Genomic DNA, 16,789 nt, shown 5'->3' on the forward strand with positions numbered 1-16,789 from the left:
TAAATAAAATTCAATCGAGGAGGATATATAACATGCTAAATATTTCAAAAAAATACCCACAAATTAAATCATATCAATTAAAGGATGGAACAACAGTATTTCGTTTTACCGTATACCTTGGCGTTGATCCTTTAACAGGTAAAGAAAAAATCGTAACCCGAAGTAAATTTAAAACTGTAAAACAAGCGGAGCGAGCAATTGAAAAGCTAAAATTTGAATTTAGTAACGGGCTAAATCCCTCAAATATGTTAAAGACGTTTAAAGATGCTTATGTATTTTGGGACGAAGCATATAAAGTATCAGGAATTACAATGAGTACTTACTCTAAAACAGAGGGTTATTTTAAAAATCATATTTTACCGTTCTTCGGCGAAAAGAAATTAGCAAAAATTAATGTCGCAATGTGCGAGCAATTTGCTATCGGACTTTCAAAAAAACTGAAGTATTTTCATCACATTGTTAACTATGCTTCAGATGTTATGGAAACAGCGTTTCGTCTCGGAGATATTCATAAAAATCCTTTCAAGTTTGCACGAATTCCAAAGGAAGTACCTCATACTCAAAACGGTAATTACATCGAAGTAGCAGATTTCAAAAAATTACTTCAAGTTTTACCCGAACTAGATTATAAAAAACAATGTTTATTACGTCTTCTTATGTATACAGGGATGCGTAAAGGCGAATTATTGGTTTTAACCTGGTCTGATGTAGATTTTGATAACGGACAACTTTCGATTCATTCAGCTTACTCCTATTCAAAACATAACAGGGGTAAAAATGTTGGTCTTACCAAAGGGAAAATTAGTCATATTATTCCTTTAGACCCTACAACCTTAGAGATGTTGAAAACATGGGAAGAGTTACAATTTAGACAGTTGAAGCAATTGGGTCTACCTCGTAAATCGGATAACGAACAGATAATTTTCAATAACACAGTCAATAAATATTTAAAAACAAGTTCTCCAAATGACTATCTAACTGAAGCTATTGATAAAGCTAATATCAAGTATGTTACAGTTCATGGTTTACGCCATACCCACGTGACACACCTTCTTGAAGCCGAAGCAGACTTTTTTGGTATTAAGGATCGTGTAGGACATTCAAAAAAGGAGAATACGACTCATATGTTTTATTCGCATGCTACAAATAAAATAAAACAAAATACTTTACAATGTTTACTTGATTACTATAAAGAATTTGATATCAATTAATCAGGAGGAAAACAGATGAAAAATGAAATTTAAAAGAAAATACCGGACTTAAAATGTTACGAAGAGTGCCTCTAAGGAATTCTCATTCGATGACTTTCCACTCTGCACCTCCCGATATCTAATCGAATAAATATTTATTTAATACGCAATAGAGCATCAAAACTCTATTGCGTTTTTTGTTGTCTTACAATGTCTTATTTGCTAAAGCGTCGCCTATCACATAAACTGAAACTGTAGTACTAGTTACTACAACCTCTTTGTCTCCGTAAGCACGAAACAGGAGGAACATATGGTTAATATTAAAAGTTACAAACTAAAAACTAATGAACTCCGATATAAATTCCACATTTATATTGGCACAGATTCATTAACAGGCAAGGAAAAAACAACTACTCGTAGCGGCTTTAAAACAAAGAAAGAAGCTAAAGAGGCTTATTATGAGTTGCAACAAGAAATTAAAAATGGTACTTTCGGAAAAGTTTCTAAAGACACGTATCAAGAGGTCTATGAATTATGGTTAGAACAATATGAAAATACAGTAGAGGATAGCACCCTACTAAAAACTAAACGTATTTTCAGCAATCACATTTTAACTGCCTTCGGATCATATCGAATTGCTAATATTGATGCCGCAATCTGTCAAAAGCATGTAAACCAATGGGCCAAAAAACTAAAGCGCTTCAAAATGGTGAAGAACTATGCAGCTCTTGTTATGAAGTACGCTATGAAACATGGCATCATTGATAATAACCCTTTTGAATTAATCGAAATGCCTATTATCAAAGCAAAAATTTCAATTGATGAGGACGATGAAGAGTTTGAAAATTTTTATTCGCGTGAGGAGCTTGTACAGTTCTTAACCCTTTTACAAGAAGACCCTAATATTAAAAAGCGAGCTGTTTTTCGTTTGCTCGCTTTCTCTGGAATGCGTAAAGGGGAAATTTTCGCTTTAAAATGGAAGGATATCGACTTTGATACTTTTGATGTTCGAATTACTAAAGCAGTGAAACGTGGCGAGAAAGGGCTTTATCTTGGACCAACAAAAAATGGTAAACCTCGAACAATCAAAATTGATGAAGAAACCATTGAGATTTTAAAATTATGGCGAAGTGAGCAAGAAAAGATTTTTGCTGAGAAAGGGATTAACACTAATAAGAAGCAACAATTAGTGTTCTCTAATATTTACAACGTTCTTCAAGACCCTAATAAAACTGTACAATGGCTTTCAGACTTCCTTGTAAAACACAGTTTGGTGCATATTACGACACACGGACTACGTCACACACATTGCTCGTTGTTATTCGAAGCGGGTGCCTCGATTAAAGAAGTTCAGTATCGTTTAGGCCATAACGATGTGAAAACAACATTAGAAATTTATGCCCATGTTACGCGAAAAACGAAAGAAGGTACTATTAATAAATTTACAGCCTTTTTAAACAATGAATCCGATTAATTCCTAACAAAGGATTAACAAAGGTTAATAAGGTTTTTAATAAGGATTCAATCCTATTCAGTACAACTCAAAGGCAATAAAAAAGCGCCATAAACGTTGATATATCAACATTTATGACACTCCATGAAATTCAGTAAATTTCACTGTATGGAGACGGCGGGGATTTGAACTAATTGCTTATAAACCTAGTCATATCAACGTTTTCAAGCACTTTAAATTATTATTAGCCAGATTATAGCCAGACGTGTCAACACCATATTATAAATCTCCATACAGGGAAACTAGCTTCTTTTTATTGCCTATCAAACACCCTAATACATCTTCTCGTATGAGTATCAAACACCCACTACCTAACATATGACGATGAACATTTACATTCACATGACTAAGAAGATTAAGTCGGAGACGATACAGAATTTTGTAGATTATTTAGATTTCAAATAGAAAGAAATCTCCAAGCGAGAACACTTTCTATCTTTTTATATATAGAATCTCTTCTTTTAATTCTTTATTTTCTTGAATCCACAATTTATGATTTCCATATTCATGAATTGCAATATTATATAAATCACTTACATCATTTTTTCCCCAAAGTTCATTTAATTTCCCAATAGAATTAAATTGCAAAATTCTTTTGGCAGTTGTTTGACCATTACCTAAAAGTTCTTCGTATAAATAAAAAATATTGTTACTATTTTTCTCTATATAATAGAATGAAGTTGCTACCGATCTACCACTATATAATGCTATACATAATAAAATTAAACAAGCCTATATTAAAGTGTGGAATTCAAGAATCGCCCGATTGTAGATTAAGGCTTCTTACACGTTCTGGATATTGTGATGCGAAAATGATTCCACTTGGTCCTCCCGAAGATATTGCAATTACATGAACCCTTTCTATTTTCAATTGGTTTAATAGAGATAAATAAGCATTGGATGGACGCCCCTTGAATCCGTTTGGATTCCTGACGCCATCTATAATACGTAGATTGAGGGACATTCAATATTGTACATAGTTGTTTAATCGTTACTTGTTCTTTTAATTTCAATTATCTCAACAATCACTTGTCCAATCACTTCCTCTCCTATTCGGCGTACTTTTTTTAAACCTCGATTTATTGCTTAAAAATTTATTTTTGAATTTCAGTTGTTCGATATCTGAAAGAAAAAGTATACTGCTTCCTCACAAGCTGTTTGAAACGATGCATTTTCCCATTTCTATACCTACGTGTCCTTGTTTCAATTTGAGTGTCATTACGAATATTTAATTCTTCTAATATAACCTTTGTAGCCTTGTAATTTCATTTCAACTGCCTTTAATTTTACTTTTTGCAGATAACTCACTCCCGTTCTCATAAAAAAAGCATCTTTAATTGAAATTTAGGATACATTACCCTAAATTCAATCGAAGATGCTTTTTTGTTTTGTCTAACCCGAAGGGTCAGTTAACTATGCCGATAGATTTTTTATTTCCATAAATTATTTTCAGTTAGTTTTATTAGCCATTCATACCTTTTGTATAATTTAATATTTACAAAAAAATTCATTTTAATCAATAAAAGATTTATTTACAATACATATTAGCAACCAATTTTCTCTATTTTTTTAATCTTATTTCCGTGTGTTAAATTTCTTGTTCGAAATAAAATGATTACCTCGATTTAAAGTATTTGTTCCAAGAACAAAAATAAATTTCTTCCCACATTAAAACATCCTTAATAAGGTTGTTACTTCTTAGAGCCGATAGCCCCGTAATCAGTAATTCTTATTTCTACGTTGTATTTGATTGGAATCTTACTGAATGTTTGATCCCAATCTTTTTTTACTTTTCTCCATACTTTAGGGTACTTAATCCTCAGCTCGTTTCCAAATCCAGCAACGTCTACTTCGTAATCCTCCTGCATTTTCTGTACTACATTCTTCATAAGACGCTTCACTTCAGATTCTACTACTTTTTCAGTTTTCTTAAGAAACTCATTATCAAAAGGGTCCCCTGAATTCACCCAATTCTCAGATAAACGTCCTTCTGATTTAATGTTTACATCAAAAGAAATATTTCCACCTCTAACTTTTGGGATGATTTTGCTTTTTATTGATTTTATCTCGTACGCGATTAATTGTCCCTTTTCAGAACTTTTAACCAAACCACCTTTCACTTTCCCAGTTATCCATGTAATCCCCTCTAATTCCTCTTCTTTCAAAAAACCAACCAACATATTACTCTCTCCTTTTATCACTGCGGCTCCAGCAAATTTGACCTCTCCATTTGTTGAGATCACGTTTTGCAAGAGATAACTGGAATCTGACTGCATCTTTCCAGTCAGTTTAGCAAGCGGCATAGGTGGTAATATTTTGTTGCTCCTATATCCATTTTCAACCATTTTAACCAAACGAAAAGAAGGTATTTCTCCGATTTGGTTGGATTCAAGCGCATCACTCGCCCTCCCCTTGCTAATTAACACTAGGCAACTTGGTCTAATATCGTTATCTCGGAGATAACTATCAAGTAGTTCTTCTAAGTTATAGGTGTTTAAGAGCTCCTCACTTATAATAATTACCTTTAAGTGATGACCAATTATAGGACGATCCCTTCTCAATGAAATTTCACGGACCATTTGAAAAGTGGAGTCTCCAGTTTCTGAAACATTCAAGTAAGATTTTTGCTCCGATCCGCCACCTTTACTACCTGTAACAGCAACTTTTGTATTTACAGTTTGAAAGGTTAATGTTATGTTATTGTTTTTTGGATACCCCCCACCTTGTTCCTCTAACTCCTTCTCAATGGTTGAAACCTCTCCCTTATCTAATGATAAGCCTACCTCTATGCTAACATCTTCAATTTCATGACTACTCCAGCACCCTGTAAGAAACGGAAGAAACAGAACCGTAAGAGATATCAGTTTTACATTTTTACATCTTTTCACGCTTTTGCTCCTTTCCATTTTATGATTGATAAAAGGAATAAGGGTATCCCACCAAATAAAATCCACATGACTATTCCAAGCCAATCACCGAGTTTAAAAAGTTCATTGATGTTATTTGGAGTCATAGCAATAATATAAATAACAGGAAGTAATCCATAAATAATTTGACTTAATTTTCTGTTGAAAAGTTGAGCCAATCCTAAAGCGGCTGCATAGAAGCCTATAGTATAGGTGGCAAATATTTGCATTATCCATATCACCAATAGAATAGATTCGAACCGTTCAAAGATTAGACCTGATATTTCATAACTTCGTATGAGGTCAATACTTGGCCAAGTTCTTATTACAACACCATCTATGGATAACGCTCCGATGACCATTATTACAAGAAAAATGTAGAAAATCATAGGTATGAATGTTCCAATTAAAACTACTTTTACAGCTTTGTTTGGTTTTTCCATAAATGCCACAAGAAGTAGCATAATTTCAGGTCCTGTAAAAGCAAGACTTGTTGTTTGAATTCCTTTTAACACTGGCATGATACCTGACCCTAATACTGGTCGTAAATTATCAATTTCAAACAACTTGAAACTCATGAAAAGAACAAGCAAAAAAAAGACAACTGTAATAGGAAAAATAATTTCAAACATACGAGCAATTGAATTGATACCCCCAATAATTAGATAGAGACCTATCCACATAAAAGGCATAATAATAGCCCAAATAGGGGTACTTTCCAGTAAATAAAAATTGGTCACTTCTGCCATTGAACGAACTTGAAATCCTGAAGTCACCAAAAAATAACCAATAATTGGTAGGCTAAATAACCTACCAACCCATTTACCTAATATGTCTTGACTGTATTGATAAAAGGTTTTATATGGAAATTTTTGACTTAGTTTCACCATGATTATTCCTGCTATCATCATAATAAGCCCACCTAAGATGACAGTAATCCAAACATCTGGTGTTTTCACTTTCTCCACAGATGTTCTGGGCAAAGTAAGGATTCCAGTTGCAAGTATAAAATTGGTAACAACAACAACTGCTTGTGGAGTCGTAATTATATCTTTTGAACTGTTCATTTATACTTTTCTCCTTCTTTTGTCCCGATTTATCCTTTCCGTATTGGATCTTTTGTCTTTATCATCTTGGGACGACGTTTCATCATCTTTAGTGGTACACGAACCATAAAATCTTTCCAATCATTTAAGTAATAAGGAACGGCTGGACTAACATAAGGGACTCCAAAACTCTTCAGTATTACTAAATGACTGCATAAGAAAAGGAAAAACAAAATGACCCCATACAACCCAAATATTGCAGCACAGAACATGGCCACAAAACGAAGAATGCGCAGAGCAATCCCAGCACTATACTGAGGAATGGCAAAGGAAGAAATGGCAGTTAACGCCACTACTATTACCATAATAGGGCTAACAATCCCTGCATTTACAGCTGCTTCCCCAATAATCAGTCCTCCTACTATCCCCATCGCTGGACCAATCGGTTTGGGTAAGCGTAGCCCTGCTTCTCGTAATATTTCGATGGATATTTCCATAATGAGTGCTTCTAAAAGTGCAGGGAATGGCACTCCATCTCGCGTTCCTGCTATAGAAATGGCTAGCTTGGTGGGAATTAACCCCGGCTGAAACGAAATAAAAGAAATGTATAGCGAGGGTACTAATAATGCAATGAAGGCTGCTAAGAAACGCAATAGGCGAATGAGTGTGCCAGGAATCCAACGTTCGTAATAGTCTTCGGGTGACTGCAATAACATACTAAATGTAACAGGAACGATTAAGGCAAAAGGTGTCCCATCCAACAAGATTGCGACACGTCCCTCCATCAAAGCACTAATGACACGATCGGGACGCTCCGTATTCTGGACCTGTGGAAAAATACTGAGATAGTTATCTTCGATTAGTTGCTCAACATATCCCGTTTCTGGTAGATAATCAATATCGATTTTCTGAATTCTACTCTTAGTTTCTTGTAATAAATCTGGATCAGTAATCCCTTCCATATAAGCAACAACGAGGTCTTTTTTTTCTCGCTTTCCGACTTGGAATTTTATAAAAGATAAGGATTCATTTTCTCCATGTTGTCGTAAAATTGCGGTATTATCACTTAACATTTCAGTAAAGCCTACTCGTGGACCTCTTACCAATGCTTCTGAAACAGGTTCTTCAATACTCCGTGCTTTTCCTTTGGCTGTACCTAGGATGAATACGCCAGATGATCCATCAATACAAAGAGCTGTAGAGCCTTTTAAAACTTTTGGTATCAAACCATTTAGATTATGAACTTCCTTTACTTCGCTAATAGAAAGAACCTGATTTTTTATAACCTCATTAAAATCATCTCCATTCACAAAAGCAGATTTATTTTCAAACATAGAGTCAATCTTTAATGATTTTATTAGATATTTATCGATAAAATCTTTATCTGACAAACCTTCTACAAAAATGATTACAGCCTGAATACCTGTGTTTCCAATGTGAAACTCGCTAAAATGCACATCTGAATTATGACCAACTTTTTTTCTAATAAGTTCCAAATTAAAGCTCAAATCGTCAGTGAAATTGTCTAATGATTCTTGGGAAGAATGCTTTTCGTATTTTTTATCACTTTGATTTGGACGGTGACGAGTACAAATAAACAATCGTGAGATCAAGTACGGTACTAAAAATATAATAATAGCCTGTATAATAACTTGCCACTCCGGTAGAAAGAAGGCAATAGTTTTCCACATTTTTTATCACCCTTCAAATGCCCTATATCAACAAATACACTGGGAGCAAACTTTAACTAAAAATTTTTGATATTGTATTATGGACATAACGATTGAAATAATACCTGACAATAGCTTAACTTTTTTTATTTGCTAAAATCATAATCTAATGAAGACTACAGAGATAAGAATATATTGTACTTGGTAGTTACCACAGAAGATGATAATTTGCACCTATTTAAACATTAAACATTCTTCTTGCTGTGTAAGTAATTAACTCTCGAATCTTGCTTTACGATTAAAAAGCTTTTTTTAGTACATCTAATTGAAGGTTAAATGATTTAAGCAAAAAATATGAAATATGTTATTTTAGCTATTGAAGAGGAAGAACCACTTAATATGAGTGTTGGAGCAACAGATGACATTTGTATAAAGAATGACTAGAATTAAAGAACAGAATTGAATTTGTAATCTTTTTCCAGATGCATAAAAACGGAATAAAGTGCAATAAAAATTTCATACGTAGTTCAAAAGTGAAACTCCATTTTCATCAATCTTTCAAAATGGAATACTTCTATTTGGGGTCATCCTATCATTCGGGAAAATTGTCCGTATAGACATATTTTGTACAAAAACAAACGAATTCCTTGTACGTTAAGGAATTCGTTTGTTTTTCTATATTACTCTTGCTAATATAATTGCATTTAAAAAAAAAAGAAAGTTATAATAATTTTTTTGATTATTTTCCCTGTAATAAAGAGCTACTATCAGAAACTATGATAAATATATTAAAGCTCAGATTTTTGTTTTTATGTGTAAAATTATAAGTTTATTGCCACTTAAAATCACACCAGTATTTAAGGACTATTTTTTTTGAAAATATAGAGGTTTCATGTTATAATTCTTTATGAAGAAGTATATAAAATAAATAAGACCATATGGTGCTGTAACACCATACGATCTTTGTAACAAGACAAATCGCTTCAAAGGCGATTTGCAAGTTTAGAAAGTAAGTCATCTCACATGCTGTGGAGGCAGGGACGGCTTATTTTTTTGTGTAAAAGTTAATGACAATGCAAGTACAGATACAATAAGCGTGGAAAGACTTATTGCGATCATCATACCTTCATAAACTGTCATGGCATCAACTCCTTTCTCTTCATAAAAATGAAGAAGATAGGTTAAGTTTTTGCCAACTACCCATGAAACCTCTATCTAGTTACCCTTTAATTATACCATAATTTAGCTAGATTTTATTAACTTTCCCCCAAAAAATAGTCGATAGTTTAAATATTTCTTGATCTTTAAACATTTATTTTCCCCATTCTATTCAAAAAAATTACTTGTATGCTCTTCTCTCCTTTCAGTGTAAGAAAATAACATCCCATAACCCTATTTTTTATAGAAATAAGAAATTACTGTGATACTTGCCTTGTATCATAATAAAAAAAAACGCAATAATTACTTTTAAAACGATTGAAAGTTTTTCCAAGCATAGTGCTTTCCTCTTTTCGTTGTATCATAATCTAGTTCAACTCTTTCAATATCAAGCTTGGCTACTCTCCATATATGTGAAATTTCTTTTTGGAGAAATAGATCGTCACCATACATACTTTTATCAAATATATGCCAAACTTCTTCACTGCTACCATCGATTTTAGGGAATACGCCAAAGTTAACAATAAGTACATATGGGAAAGTATTTGTACTTAACTCTTTATAATACCAAATCTTATTTTCTCTCGCCTTTTCTAGCATGGCTGAGAACTCTTTAAATGCTAGTCTGTTATTTAGAATGTCCCTACATCTTGAATGCAAATTCCAGATATTTATTTTAGTCCAATCAATTAACTCATCACCATTTGTAGTATCCACTGATAAATAGCTCTACCACTTTAAATTAAGTATTGAAAATAAAATAATCATCGAAATGTTTTAATGTAAAAAAATTTAGTATAATTTTATTATATAAATATCAAACTAATTAATTTTTAAAAAGGGAGGATTATTTTTGAATATTGAAATTCATCAAAGACAAGAGCAAAAATTAATCATGACACCCCAATTACAGCAATCTATTAAGTTGTTACAATATACGACCAATGAACTAGAGAGATTTCTTTATGAGCAAGAATTAGATAACCCTTTAATCGAAATAAAACCTTCTTCTTTTCAGGATCAAGTTAATCAAACTTCTTCAAAATCAATTATAAAAAAAGAAGATGAAATATATAACATACAAACAGAAAATAATCAACGGGAGGAATTATTAGTTTCAGCCAATTTAAGCTTTAAAGATGAAGATCTACGAATAGTTAAGATAATAATTAATAATTTGGATAATAACGGTTATTCATCTGATCCACTTAAAAATATATCAGATGATCAACATAGATATGGTATTCAACTTTTACAGCAAATTGGACCACCTGGTATCGGAGCAAGAAACTTAAAAGAATGCCTTTTGTTACAATGTGATGAAAATAATAAATTACTGTATCAACTCGTACAAGAAGGACTATCAATTTTAGCAGAAAGAAAATACTCCGAATTAATGAAATTGTTAAAAGTAACAAAAGAACAATTAATATTGTTGATTCAAGAATTAAAAGAATTAAACCCAATCCCTTTAGTATTAAGTGCACTCAACGAAGTTGAATTTATTACACCAGACATTCTCGTCTTTATAAAAGATGAAAAATTACACTTTAGCCTTAATGACAAATTATTACCTACTATAAACCTTAATAATCAATATATGAATATAGCTTTAACGTTATCGAAACCTGAGCAAATTTATATAAATAATCACTACAAACAGTACAAATGGCTTTTAGATAGTCTCCAACAGCGCCGACAAACAATAATAAAGATAATGACAGTTGTTTTACAACACCAACATCAATTTTTCTTTAAAGGTATGCTCTATCTAAAACCATTAACACTTAAAGATGTAGCAATAGAAATAGATATGCACGAAACAACTGTAAGCCGTGCTATACGAAATAAAGTTATCCAAACCCCTGTCGGAACATTTTTTTGGAAGGATCTTTTTTCTACTAAAATAGAAAGCACTAAAACTGAGTATTCTCAAAGTTCTATTTTGGAAATGCTTAAAAATATTTTTGCTACAGAAAATAAAGAAAAACCTTTAACTGATCAAAAAATAGCGGAAGAACTTTTAAATAATTATAGTATTAATCTAGCTCGACGTACTGTTAGCAAATATCGCGAAATTTTAGGAATACCCCCTACAAACAAACGTAAGGAATTATAATATAAGTACAAAAGATAGTCTTTATTTATCACCTAGTTTTTTCAAAGGTAAAATTATTACATACCTAATTTAATTGAAAAATATAGAATTAAATAAGGCAGCGATTTGTTCCTGAGTCTAATCGCTGCCTTGGGTAGTGGTATATGTCTAAAGATATACTGAATGGTCCTCCATCTGTACTTTACATTCAGGCTTCCACTAATGTGAATGTTATTTTCTATTTAAATAGCTTAATGAAATTTTTCTTGGTTTTGATTCTCAAGAATGCATTCATACAATTGATTTTATATATAATTAAAAGTATCTCTGTGAAATGAATACATTAAACTTCTTTTCCTCTACAAATAATCCACAAAGTTATGTAAGCTAAGATTATTGACTTTGATCTCCTTCTCATTAAGTCGGTTGATCCATACCTGAATTCGTTGTACGGATATTATCCTTAGCTAGAAGTTCTCTAGAGCCCCTAGTATAACAAGTGTTTTTCGAAAAAAACTAGACAAAATCGAAAATCGACTTTGTCTATCAAATGAGATATAGTGATTTATTTACTCTATAACATAAAAAATTATTTTTTTCTAAGAATACTAGAGTAAACACCCATTTGGGCTTACCTAATAGATAATAATAATTTTAATCTCTTGCAACCATTACCCTTTTAAGTACATTACTTAATTGATTGTTTTCTCTGTTCGTAATTTTCTTGATTTTTGCAATAGTATTGTATGAAGCACCAGTTATTTCTTGTATTGACTCATAGGAATGTCCTGCGATTAACAGCCTTGCTATTAAAAGCCTTAGATTAAAAATTTCGAGTTCACTTTGTGAACATAAATCCTCAAAAAAATGTTTGCATTCTTCAATTGTTTCAAGTGACATTATAGCTTTAATCAACTGTTGTTTTTCTTTACTAGAATGTACAATTTTCATAATTAAATTACCTCTTATTTGATTCAATATTGATTCTTAACAAACAAAAAAACAATGGGATAAACTAAATTAATCTATCTCTTCAGGAAAACGTTCTGTATCTATGTAGCCATACATTCTGTTCCTGCGGCAGTTATTATTTTACAGTGTTAATCACTTGCACATAGTCCTTACTAATAAAAGCTGTTTCTGAATGAAGCTTATCAGAAAGAACTTCATACCAACCATTTGTTCCAGAGCTTGTGATGATAACAGGCATACCACTTCTTGCATAAGTAAAAAGTGGGCTATTGCTTGTCGATGCATCTGTACGAACATTTAAACCAGTAGTTGTTGTAATACCAACTGTATATGGATTCTTGGCATCCCTAAAGCCTAAAGCCTTTTCAGCACGGTAGTAATGACCAGCAATTTTCGCTCCCCAGAATGGGTCAGAAGCATATTTTACATTAAAGCCAACAGCCTTTGAACCAACTACTGCACCATTTGCATAGTTTCTACCAGGAGACCCCCCTGGAGTAATATAGTTTGGCTGAAGAAATTTTTTAACAAGCTCACTGATATTAGCAGCAACACTTTCAAATTTTTTGTTTAGTGGATTTGTATCATATACATATAAACCAAATAAATTATTTAAGTTTTGGGCATTCTTACTCATACCATAAGCACTTTCATGCTGAGCAAGTGATAAAATAAGCAACGCATTAATTTGTGATTTTTTTTCTACCTCTTTTAATGTTTGCCCTAAGCCAATAAGCTTACTTTTCGTTGTAGCATCTTTATAGAGAGTGATTCCTGTGCTTTCCACTTCCGCCAGCTTGTTCATAATATACGTATCAAGTTCCTTTGCTGTATATTGTGTTTTAGCACGAGCCGGTAAAAATTGATAGTAGTTATAGGCTTCACCTTTAGAGGAGCCATTTCCATTTGTAAAATTGATACCATCCCAGCTATAGTATTTTTCGCCTGGCTTCATAAAAGTAGGCGCTTTTCCGAAGACATAGCTAGAGGAATCCTTATTAGTTTTATAATCGTAAAGCGTGTGTTTAATTTCACCATTTTTATTTGTATAGTAAGAACGACCTTTGCTCATTGAAAATGGAATTAATGTCACATCTGCATGCTTTAAATATCCTACTTGTCCTGCTAGTCGAACCTTCACCTGTGTAGCATCACTGCTAAGGTATTCCATTTCAGTAACCCCAGCAACAGCAATTTGATCCTTAATAGTTTCTGAGTATAATGCAACATATTTTTTTGTCACAACATAGCCCGAGGACATTTTCATAATTTTATCATTTTGAACAATTACCTGTGTATTTTTTGTTACAGCCTTTTCGGCAGCATCAAAGGTAGTGAATTCTTGATTACCAACCAGTGTACCATTGGAGATTTCCTTCACTGCAAACTTAGTGGTATTTGATTCACCAGGGTTTGGATTACCACCGTTAGGGTCACTGCCCTTAGGATTACCAGGGTTTGATTCTCTACCATCTTTGTTACCAGTATTTGCACCAGCAAGTGTCATTAGTCGATGGATAAATGAAGCTGCTTGACCGATTGTTGCGTTTTTTTCTGGCATAAAGTAACCATCATCCGAGCCCTTAATGATTTCTAATTGAGCACCTATAGCAACTGCCTGACGAAATTCTTTAATAATCGCTGCATTATCCTTAAAGGTAATAGAAGAAGTACCTTTTGGAATTTCTAAATAGTTTATAGCTCTTTCCAACATAATCGCCATATGCTGTCTTGAAATAGCTACATTCGGTTTAAATGAGCCATCTTTGTAGCCTGTAATTATCCCAGCGGTGGCAGCGAGCCGAATATCTGTCGCATACAAATATGTATTTCGGACATCGGTAAATACTATGTTGTTCGCTTCTTTAAGATTCATAGATTTTGCTAAATAAGAAGCGAATTCGCCACGTGTTACATTCGCATTTGGACGGTAGCTTCCTTTGGCATCTTTGAGTAATGCATTTTTGGAAATTAAATAACGAAGACCCGGTTCATGGGAATGCCCTGAAAGTTCATTGGCTGATGCTAGCTGTGGTTGTATAAAAAGTAAGCCAACTACAGTCAGGAGCAATGCTATGATTGATAGTTTTTTCATATTTTTACCCTCTTAAACTTCTACACCATTTTAACAAAATTAATAGTGTCGGTTGTTTTTCTTTACTAGAATGTACAATTTTCATAATTAAATTACCTCTTATTTGATTCTATATAGACCCTTTACATACAAAAAACAATGGGATAAACTAAATTAATCTATCTCTTCAAGAAAACGTTCTGTATCTAATGCAGCCATACATCCTGTGCCTGCAGCAGTTATTGCTTGTCGATACTTTGTATCTTGCACATCTCCACAAGCAAAAACCCCCTTAATACTTGTTTCAGTTGTACCAGGTAATACTTCTATATAACCAGTTTTATCAGTTCTTAGTTGCCCTTCTAAAAAAGATGTATTAGGATTGTGACCTATTGCAACAAAAATTCCATTTGCCTCTAAACTTATTTTTTTCCCGGTTTTATTATCAAGTACTTCTAGGCTAGTTACTTTATTATTAGTTGTACTTACTTCTAAAGGAATTTTGTTTAATTGCCAAGAAATTTTTTCATTTCTTTTTGCTCGATCCTGCATTATTTTTGAAGCTTTTAATTCATTTCGCCGATGAACAATTACAACTTCTTTTGCAAACTTCGTTAGATATACGGCTTCCTCCATTGCAGAATCTCCTCCCCCAATAACAATCACTTTTTTACCGTTAAAGAAAAAGCCATCGCAGGTAGCACATGTACTAACACCATTACCTATATTTTCTAATTCTCCGGGAATATTCAATAATTTAGCAGAAGCACCAGTTGAGATTATTAGCGATTCTGTTAATATTTCTTCTTTATTGTTAATTTTCAACCTAAACGGCCTTTGAGACAAATCCACGCTTGAGACCCAACCACGTTTTATTCTCGTTCCAAACATTTCAGACTGTTTCCGCATATTTTTTATTAAATCAGGTCCATTAATACCCTCTGTAAATCCAGGGAAATTTTCAACTTCTGAAGTAAGAGTTAATTGCCCACCTGCTTGCTCACCTTCTATTAAAAGTGGATTTAGTTTCGCTCTTGATAAATAAATTGCAGCTGTTAATCCTGCTGGCCCTGATCCTAAAATAACTACCTTTTCCAAATTCAAAACCCCCAATTTTATTTTAAAATAAGAATAGAATTAAGTAAGAAAATTTCTCATCATAAGAAAAAATTTTTCTATCTCTATTCTTGATTAAGTTTTTCTTTGTAAAATTTAAATAATTTTTCATGTAAATATTTAGAATATGAATAAGTCAAATATGAAAAGAAAGGTTGCATTTTCATAGAGTTGCTCAATGAATATTGTTTATAGTAGGAGTTATTTTTTAATGAGAGCTCATATGAAAATTTATTAAAAGATATATTGTCTTCTTTCGCAAGAATTATCCCTATTAAAGCCTTTTTTAACAGATATGGATACCTCTCGTTTTTGTGTATATACTCAAATTCTTTTAATGTTCCAAAGCCAATTCGTATTCCTAATTCTCTATTAGATAATTCTTCAAGAACAGTATTCTCTTGTTCACTTAGAAACCTCATTTTTTTGTAGTCACATTCATATAACTTATTTACATCTGTTTCTGAAATTTCAAAAATAGAGTTCTCAATAATAATAGGTATTATTTTATTTACCAAATTATTTAGTTTTTCCGTTGTTACCTTCTCTTTTATAAATCTTATATATTCATTTACTTTTGTTACATTTTCTATCGATTCCATCTTTACTAAATCATCATTTAAATCAGGTAATATTTTCCGTTCAATTTTTTTAATAGTTACTTTTACATCAGTTTTGTTTAATTTCATTATTACCTGATTGTTTATATTAAGATTTATTAGTTGCCCCTCAAACAATTTATCAAATAATCCCATCCCAACTACAACGGGAATATTACTTTTATTAAATTTTTCATAATTGCTCTCGAAGTCTAATAAGACTAAGTCATGATTTTTAACTTTACCATCAATTTCACAATAATTTGCATACTTATTAACTAAATCATTCATTGCTTTTTTAACTTCATTTTCTAATTCCAATCTTAGAGTGGACATCTCTGGTAGATTTATTTCCTTTATATCATAAACTTTATAAATCTTAGAAATAAACATCTAGTAACACATCCCAATACATTAATTTTAAAAAGAATATCTCTTACTTTGCTT

The 16,789-nt window shown here is 32.4% G+C and carries 13 protein-coding genes and 2 pseudogenes; 3 read left to right on the forward strand and 12 right to left on the reverse strand.

Annotated elements, in window-relative coordinates; translation table 11 throughout:
• Window positions 1-32: 32 nt before the first annotated feature.
• Together ACEVFT_RS13775 and ACEVFT_RS13780 are read left to right on the forward strand one after the other, a co-directional pair.
• Window positions 33-1,211 (forward strand): tyrosine-type recombinase/integrase, encoded by a 1,179-nt coding sequence (locus ACEVFT_RS13775; RefSeq protein WP_048390905.1) that lies wholly within the window; start codon window positions 33-35, stop codon window positions 1,209-1,211.
• 289 nt (window positions 1,212-1,500) lie between these two features.
• Window positions 1,501-2,664 (forward strand): site-specific integrase, encoded by a 1,164-nt coding sequence (locus ACEVFT_RS13780; RefSeq protein ID WP_393950367.1) that lies wholly within the window; start codon window positions 1,501-1,503, stop codon window positions 2,662-2,664.
• A 471-nt stretch (window positions 2,665-3,135) separates the two neighbouring features.
• Here the strand turns inward: ACEVFT_RS13780 and ACEVFT_RS13785 are convergent, their stop codons facing one another.
• From ACEVFT_RS13785 to ACEVFT_RS13820, 8 genes and pseudogenes are all read right to left on the reverse strand, one after another.
• Window positions 3,136-3,291, reverse strand: coding sequence for a hypothetical protein (locus tag ACEVFT_RS13785; RefSeq protein WP_393950369.1), 156 nt, complete (start codon window positions 3,289-3,291; stop codon window positions 3,136-3,138).
• 175 nt (window positions 3,292-3,466) lie between these two features.
• A pseudogene (locus ACEVFT_RS13790) lies at window positions 3,467-3,595 on the reverse strand (alpha/beta fold hydrolase); the annotation flags it as partial.
• Between the two features lie 40 nt (window positions 3,596-3,635).
• Window positions 3,636-3,716: pseudogene (locus ACEVFT_RS13795) on the reverse strand (helix-turn-helix domain-containing protein); the annotation flags it as partial.
• A 678-nt stretch (window positions 3,717-4,394) separates the two neighbouring features.
• Window positions 4,395-5,609, reverse strand: a complete 1,215-nt coding sequence (locus ACEVFT_RS13800; RefSeq protein WP_393950371.1) for a Ger(x)C family spore germination protein — start codon at window positions 5,607-5,609, stop codon at window positions 4,395-4,397.
• On the reverse strand, window positions 5,588-6,676 hold the full coding sequence (locus ACEVFT_RS13805; RefSeq protein WP_393950372.1) for a spore germination protein: 1,089 nt from the start codon (window positions 6,674-6,676) through the stop codon (window positions 5,588-5,590). Before ACEVFT_RS13805 ends, ACEVFT_RS13800 begins: the two co-directional genes overlap by 22 nt.
• A 29-nt stretch (window positions 6,677-6,705) precedes the next feature.
• Window positions 6,706-8,346 carry a spore germination protein gene (locus tag ACEVFT_RS13810; protein WP_393950374.1) on the reverse strand — a complete coding sequence of 547 codons (1,641 nt, stop codon included), beginning with the start codon at window positions 8,344-8,346 and terminating at the stop codon, window positions 6,706-6,708.
• A 993-nt stretch (window positions 8,347-9,339) separates the two neighbouring features.
• Window positions 9,340-9,465 (reverse strand): hypothetical protein, encoded by a 126-nt coding sequence (locus ACEVFT_RS13815; RefSeq protein WP_393950376.1) that lies wholly within the window; start codon window positions 9,463-9,465, stop codon window positions 9,340-9,342.
• 327 nt (window positions 9,466-9,792) lie between these two features.
• Window positions 9,793-10,200, reverse strand: a complete 408-nt coding sequence (locus ACEVFT_RS13820; RefSeq protein WP_393950378.1) for a hypothetical protein — start codon at window positions 10,198-10,200, stop codon at window positions 9,793-9,795.
• A gap of 136 nt (window positions 10,201-10,336) precedes the next feature.
• Here ACEVFT_RS13820 and rpoN point away from each other — a divergent pair, with 136 nt between their 5' ends.
• Window positions 10,337-11,602, forward strand: a complete 1,266-nt coding sequence (gene rpoN, locus ACEVFT_RS13825; protein WP_393950380.1) for an RNA polymerase factor sigma-54 — start codon at window positions 10,337-10,339, stop codon at window positions 11,600-11,602.
• Window positions 11,603-12,235: 633 nt separating this feature from the next.
• On the opposite strand, the gene ACEVFT_RS13830 is transcribed toward rpoN, so the two are convergent.
• The 4 genes from ACEVFT_RS13830 to ACEVFT_RS13845 all read right to left on the reverse strand — a co-directional run bounded on the left by ACEVFT_RS13830 (window position 12,236) and on the right by ACEVFT_RS13845 (window position 16,735).
• The gene (locus ACEVFT_RS13830) at window positions 12,236-12,532 is read right to left on the reverse strand and encodes a YerC/YecD family TrpR-related protein (RefSeq protein ID WP_393950382.1); all 297 of its coding nucleotides are present in this window, start codon (window positions 12,530-12,532) and stop codon (window positions 12,236-12,238) included.
• 136 nt (window positions 12,533-12,668) lie between these two features.
• Window positions 12,669-14,648, reverse strand: a complete 1,980-nt coding sequence (locus ACEVFT_RS13835) for an S-layer homology domain-containing protein (protein ID WP_393950384.1) — start codon at window positions 14,646-14,648, stop codon at window positions 12,669-12,671.
• A 153-nt stretch (window positions 14,649-14,801) separates the two neighbouring features.
• Window positions 14,802-15,725, reverse strand: coding sequence for a thioredoxin-disulfide reductase (gene trxB, locus ACEVFT_RS13840; RefSeq protein WP_393950386.1), 924 nt, complete (start codon window positions 15,723-15,725; stop codon window positions 14,802-14,804).
• 83 nt (window positions 15,726-15,808) lie between these two features.
• A complete protein-coding gene (locus tag ACEVFT_RS13845) occupies window positions 15,809-16,735 on the reverse strand; it encodes a trigger factor (protein WP_393950388.1) in 927 nt (308 codons plus the stop codon).
• Window positions 16,736-16,789 lie beyond the last annotated feature (54 nt).

The organism is Lysinibacillus sp. PWR01 (assembly GCF_043359455.1).
GTDB lineage: Bacteria > Bacillota > Bacilli > Bacillales_A > Planococcaceae > Lysinibacillus > Lysinibacillus fusiformis_F.

Coding starts and splice junctions, on each gene's coding strand:
- ACEVFT_RS13775 (WP_048390905.1), top strand. CDS start 33: ATGCTAAATATTTCAAAAAAATACCCACAAATTAAATCATATCAATTA.
- ACEVFT_RS13780 (WP_393950367.1), top strand. CDS start 1,501: ATGGTTAATATTAAAAGTTACAAACTAAAAACTAATGAACTCCGATAT.
- ACEVFT_RS13800 (WP_393950371.1), bottom strand. CDS start 5,609: ATGGAAAGGAGCAAAAGCGTGAAAAGATGTAAAAATGTAAAACTGATA.
- ACEVFT_RS13805 (WP_393950372.1), bottom strand. CDS start 6,676: ATGAACAGTTCAAAAGATATAATTACGACTCCACAAGCAGTTGTTGTT.
- ACEVFT_RS13810 (WP_393950374.1), bottom strand. CDS start 8,346: ATGTGGAAAACTATTGCCTTCTTTCTACCGGAGTGGCAAGTTATTATA.
- ACEVFT_RS13815 (WP_393950376.1), bottom strand. CDS start 9,465: ATGACAGTTTATGAAGGTATGATGATCGCAATAAGTCTTTCCACGCTT.
- ACEVFT_RS13830 (WP_393950382.1), bottom strand. CDS start 12,532: ATGAAAATTGTACATTCTAGTAAAGAAAAACAACAGTTGATTAAAGCT.
- ACEVFT_RS13835 (WP_393950384.1), bottom strand. CDS start 14,648: ATGAAAAAACTATCAATCATAGCATTGCTCCTGACTGTAGTTGGCTTA.
- ACEVFT_RS13845 (WP_393950388.1), bottom strand. CDS start 16,735: ATGTTTATTTCTAAGATTTATAAAGTTTATGATATAAAGGAAATAAAT.